Here is a 4,717-nt window from a genome sequence, read left to right as displayed (position 1 = left end):
AGTTTAATAAAAGCCATTGCACATGCAGTGGCTTTTTATATAGATATTTTTGTTGAGTTTTTAATAGCACCAATTGTAAAAGAACTTTGTGTGCTACCTATATGTTTTATTGAAGTAAGTTTATTTACCATAAATTCACGATATTCTTCCATGTCTTTTACATAGATTTTCAAAATGTAATCGTAATCACCACTAATATGAAAACATTCTGCAACTTCATCTAATTTTAATATCTCACTTTCAAAAATTGATAGGTATTCCCTAGAGTGTTGAATCAGCTTTACTTGACAAAAAACTAAAAAGGATTTATCTATTTTCTTAGGATCAATTCTAGCGACGTAGTTTGTTATAATTTGCTCCTTTTCTAGTTTTTTTATTCTTTCATAAACAGCAGTAACAGATAAGTTAAGTAACAAAGAAAGCTGTTTGTTTGTTCGCTTACTATCTTCTTGTAAAAGGTTAATTAGTTTATTGTCAATATGATCTAACTTCATTTTGAAAAAATTTCAGTAAAGTTAATTTATTTAGTTTAGATTTAGTTTTTTTTACATTTAAAACTGTTTTTAATAGTTTTTAAAACTGTATTTTATATAAAGTATTGAATAATATTTAGTTTTTGTGTTGTTTTGGGGAAACAAATACTAGTTCTAATGAAATTCAAACCAGCTAATAAAATTCAAGATTTACAGTACTTCGGAGAATTTGGAGGTGTAAATCCATCTATTTCAGATTCATCAACATATACATTCCTTTCAGCAAAAACAATGTTCGATACATTCGAAGGAAATGCAGACGGATGTTACTTATATTCAAGACATACATCGCCTTCAAATTTATATTTAGGTGAAGCATTAGCAGAAATGGAAGGAACTGAAACGGCTACAGTAACAGCTTCAGGAATGGGAGCAATTACTCCTGTTTTATTACAATTATGTAGTGCTGGAGATCATGTAGTTTCAAGTAGAACTATTTATGGTGGTACTTATGCATTCTTAAAGAATTTTACGCCAAAATTAAATATTCAAACAACATTTGTAGATATTACTAAATTAGATGTTGTTGAAGCTGCAATTACAGAAAATACCAAAGTTTTATACTGTGAAACAGTAAGTAATCCGTTATTAGAAGTTGCAGATATTGAAGGTTTAGCTGCTTTAGCAAAAAAATACAACTTAAAGTTAGTAGTAGATAATACATTCTCACCATTGTCAGTGTCTCCAGCTCAATTAGGTGCAGATGTTGTGATTCACAGTTTAACTAAATTCATTAATGGATCTTCAGATACTGTTGGAGGAGTAATTTGTGGAACACAAGAATTTATCGATAACTTAAGAAATGTAAATGATGGAGCTTGTATGTTATTAGGTTCTACAATGGACAGTTTAAGAGCTTCTTCGGTATTAAAGAATTTAAGAACATTACATATTCGTATTCAACAGCATAGTAAAAACGCAATGTATTTAGCGAAGAAATTTGAAGAAGACGGATTAAAAACTGTATATCCTGGATTAGCTTCTCATCCTTCTCATGAATTATTTTCATCAATGTTAAATGAAGAATATGGTTTCGGAGGAATGTTAACTATTGATGTTGGTTCGTTAGATAAAGCAAATGAATTAATGGAATTAATGCAACACAAAAACTTAGGATACTTAGCAGTAAGTTTAGGTTTTTATAAAACATTGTTCTCTGCTCCTGGAACATCAACTTCTTCAGAAATCCCGGAAGACGAACAAGCAGAAATGGGCTTAACAGATGGATTAATTCGTTTTTCTATCGGTTTAGATAACGATATTGAAAGAACTTATCAAATGATGACTGAGTGTATGAGAGAAGTTGGAATTTTAGAATTAGTTTCCTAAGACTCTATTCCAAAACTTTTGTAAATCTTCCTTAGTCGGAGTTTTATCATATAATGGCATTGCTTCCCAGCGATTGCCATTTTTTTTGATCTCAAAACTAAATACAGACGAGTTTTTGTCTTCAGGGTTTAATAACGGATAACGTAAATCATTATATCGAATTCGATTACTATCAATTTGTTGAAGGTTATAAAAATCATTACTAAACCAAGATAATTTCTTTAAATCAGCATTTTGTTTCATGGGTAAAAGTTCATGATTTTTAGGTAAGCTGATAAAGTTGTTTTTAGGTTTTTGCGTATCAAAATGAGAATAAAAACTCACTTTATAATCTTCTTTGGTTTCTACTATAGCATACCAAAGTATATTGTTGAAAATTGTTGGTTGAGCCGAATAACTTTTATATTCAATTTTAGATTCTGAAAGAGCATTTTTAAAAACACGATCGATGTATATTTTATTTCCAATAGTAAATAACAGATAAGCAGAACTTAAATACACGCCCGATTTTAACCAAAAACTACGTTTACTACTCGTTCTCTTAAAGAACATTAAAATGATTAAAGAAATTAAAAAAGGAACTGTGTATATCGGGTCTACAACAGCAATTGTGTTAAAAGCCACACGATAATCTGAAAAAGGTAGAAATAACTGTGTACCATAAGGCGTAAAACTATCTAAAAGAGGATGAGTAAAAATTGATAAGAAAAATAGCCAAATCCAATCTCTAGAGGTTGTTGTTCCAATTCTTTTTTTCGTGTTGTACAATTTAAAAGTTCCGTGTCCAAATACATAAGCTCCTATAAAAGCAAACACAATAGAATGCATAAAACCTCTGTGAAAAATGAGTTCGTCAATTGAATTTGAATAGAATAAACTTCCTATAAAAACATCTAAATCAGGAATTGTGCCTCCAATAGCTCCAAACAATAAAGCCTTATTTCCAATCTTTTTGCCAAGTGCAATTTCACCACATGCAGCACCTAAAACTATTTGCGTTAACGAGTCCATATGTTAGCAAATGTAGCAAACGCTTTTCACTTGCGTAAGTCTTAACAAAATCGTAACATTACACAACCAAAAAAATCGATCAATGCAAGAAAACCAGAACAATTCTGAAATTAAAATTGAAGATCAAAAAATCCAAAGAAATCCAAATTTATCTATTACTGAAGCTTTAATTCCTGTTATAGCTTTAATAGGAATGTTAGCATATAATGTTTATGTGTTTGGAGATGATGCTTTAAGTGGAAGTAATCAATTTATACTGTTGATTGGTGGAGTAGTAGCTGCTATAGTAGGATTTAAAAATAAAGTAAGTTTTCAATTGATGATGGATGAAGTTGCAGAGAATATTAAATCTACTGCAAGTGCCATTTTAATCTTATTAATGGTAGGGGCTTTAGCAGGAACTTGGTTAATTAGTGGAATTATTCCATCAATGATTTATTATGGATTACAAGTGTTGAATCCTACAATTTTTTTAGTTGCTTGTTTAATTATTTGTGCTGTAATTTCTGTGGCTACTGGTAGTTCTTGGACAACTGCTGCAACAGTTGGTATCGCTTTAATAGGTATTGGTGGAGCATTAGATATATCTTTAGGGATGACTGCGGGAGCGGTGTTGTCTGGAGCATATTTTGGAGATAAGATGTCACCTATGTCTGATACAACCAATCTTGCACCAGCAATGGCTGGTACAGATTTGTTTACTCATATTAGATATATGGCGTATACTACAGTGCCAACATTTATAGTAACTTTTGTTTTCTTTTTAATATTAGGATTTACACAATCTGCGTCAGGTGAAGCAAATACTGGACAAATGATAACTGATATAGATAAAGCGTTTAATATTACCCCATTATTATTTCTTGTACCTGTAGTAGTTGTAGTTTTAATTATAAAAAAAACACCACCACTTATTGCTTTACTAGCAGGAACAATTTTAGGTGGAATTTTCGCTTTAATTTTTCAACCGCAAGTTGTTGCTCAAGTAGCTGGAGTAGAAAAGTTAGATTTTAATTCAGCTTATAAGGGTGTAATGAAAGCTATAACAGTAGATACTTCTGTAGCTACAGATAATGAGGTGCTTAAAGATTTATTTACAGCCGGAGGAATGAAAAAAATGCTTGGTACGATTTGGTTGATTTTATGTGCAATGGTTTTTGGAGGTATTATGGATGCTATTGGAGCTTTGGCAAAGATTAGTAGCTTTATGTTGAATTTATTTGATAGTATTTTTGGATTATTTGCAAGTACAGTATGTACATGTATCGGATTAAACATTACTGCTTCAGATCAATATTTAGCATTAGTTGTTCCAGGTAAAATGTATGCAAAAGCATTTAAGGATAAAGGCTTAGCGCCAGAAAATTTAAGTAGAACTTTAGAAGATAGTGGAACAGTTACATCTGTGTTAATTCCTTGGAATACTTGTGGAGCATACCATTCAGGAGTTTTAGGTGTACCAGTTATAGATTATGCATTTTATGCTATGTTTAATTGGTTAAGTCCTTTTATGACTTTAATCTTTGCTGCTTTTAGAATTAAAATAAGACAGCTAGCTAACAAATAATTAAGCTTATCTTTTTTGAGAAATGTTTTTTATCTTTAGAATTAAGATATTAACCTCATAATTTTAATCATGAAAAAACAGATTTCAAACTTAGGAACAACATTAAAAAAAGATCAATTAAAAAATATAACTGGAGGACTTTCTCGTTTAGAGTTTTGTAGAGAAGTATGTTCTAGAAATAGATATTATCCAGATCATTACTTTGTAAGATGTGGATGCGCTTAAGCAAAAAGAATAAAAAAGAGCCTTATTGAAAAATAAGGCTCTTTTTTTAATG

Annotated in this window: 5 protein-coding genes; 3 read left to right on the top strand and 2 right to left on the bottom strand. The window is 30.5% G+C overall.

Annotated elements, in window-relative coordinates; genetic code table 11:
• Nucleotides 1-35 precede the first annotated feature (35 nt).
• The gene (locus Q1A46_RS20600) at nucleotides 36-494 is read right to left on the bottom strand and encodes an Lrp/AsnC family transcriptional regulator (protein ID WP_299683523.1); all 459 of its coding nucleotides are present in this window, start codon (nucleotides 492-494) and stop codon (nucleotides 36-38) included.
• Nucleotides 495-650: 156 nt separating this feature from the next.
• Here Q1A46_RS20600 and Q1A46_RS20595 point away from each other — a divergent pair, with 156 nt between their 5' ends.
• Nucleotides 651-1,862 carry an aminotransferase class I/II-fold pyridoxal phosphate-dependent enzyme gene (locus Q1A46_RS20595; RefSeq protein WP_299683521.1) on the top strand — a complete coding sequence of 404 codons (1,212 nt, stop codon included), beginning with the start codon at nucleotides 651-653 and terminating at the stop codon, nucleotides 1,860-1,862.
• Here the strand turns inward: Q1A46_RS20595 and Q1A46_RS20590 are convergent.
• On the bottom strand, nucleotides 1,851-2,873 hold the full coding sequence (locus Q1A46_RS20590; protein WP_299683519.1) for a metal-dependent hydrolase: 1,023 nt from the start codon (nucleotides 2,871-2,873) through the stop codon (nucleotides 1,851-1,853). The two genes, Q1A46_RS20595 and Q1A46_RS20590, sit on opposite strands and share 12 nt — an antisense overlap.
• A gap of 82 nt (nucleotides 2,874-2,955) precedes the next feature.
• Here Q1A46_RS20590 and nhaC point away from each other — a divergent pair, with 82 nt between their 5' ends.
• Both nhaC and Q1A46_RS20580 read left to right on the top strand, forming a co-directional pair.
• Nucleotides 2,956-4,440 (top strand): Na+/H+ antiporter NhaC, encoded by a 1,485-nt coding sequence (gene nhaC / locus Q1A46_RS20585; RefSeq protein WP_299683516.1) that lies wholly within the window; start codon nucleotides 2,956-2,958, stop codon nucleotides 4,438-4,440.
• A gap of 69 nt (nucleotides 4,441-4,509) precedes the next feature.
• Entirely contained in the window at nucleotides 4,510-4,665 is a 156-nt protein-coding gene (locus Q1A46_RS20580; protein WP_299683514.1) for a hypothetical protein, read from the top strand.
• Nucleotides 4,666-4,717: the final 52 nt, after the last annotated feature.

It is taken from the genome of uncultured Tenacibaculum sp. (genome assembly GCF_947502995.1).
GTDB lineage: Bacteria > Bacteroidota > Bacteroidia > Flavobacteriales > Flavobacteriaceae > Polaribacter.
This window is presented reverse-complemented; position numbering and strand designations above follow the sequence as displayed.